The organism is Blautia sp. DFI.1.216 (genome assembly GCF_020594215.1).
GTDB classification, from domain to species: Bacteria; Bacillota; Clostridia; order Lachnospirales; family Lachnospiraceae; genus Blautia_A; species Blautia_A wexlerae.
Map to the genome: position 1 here is coordinate 1 of NZ_JAJDML010000206.1, position 319 is coordinate 319.

Here is a 319-nt window from a genome sequence, read left to right on the forward strand (position 1 = left end):
TCCATTTCGTTCATCATAGCCATTTACCCACACAATCCAGACGGTATCTGGCTCTGTTGAACCTCATCTTCATTATACTTCAAATCTTTCTTTTTAGCAAGATATTCTTTTGTATTTGTTTTGCCGTATTTCTGGGAAATCAGGCTGACGAACACATCGGTGGCGTCCAGTTCCCCGTCAAATACGGTTGTCACTTCAATCTTGGTCTTATTTTTCGCCATAGGCAGTTATCCTCCATACATGAAAATAGCCAGACAGAGAACGGTCGGCAACGAAGTCCGGCAACGGGCTTCAAAAGACCTTGCAAACAATCTCAATC

General features: G+C 42.9%; 1 protein-coding gene. It reads right to left on the bottom strand.

Going from position 1 to position 319, the window contains the following annotated elements; translation table 11 throughout:
• Nucleotides 1–23 precede the first annotated feature (23 nt).
• Complete coding sequence (locus LJE11_RS19455) at nucleotides 24–221, bottom strand: hypothetical protein (RefSeq protein ID WP_002595176.1); 198 nt, start codon at nucleotides 219–221, stop codon at nucleotides 24–26.
• Between the last annotated feature and the right edge of the window lie 98 nt (nucleotides 222–319).

Bases quoted from the DNA above. Each gene is read 5' to 3' on its own strand.
- LJE11_RS19455 (WP_002595176.1), bottom strand. From the start codon at position 221: ATGGCGAAAAATAAGACCAAGATTGAAGTGACAACCGTATTTGACGGG.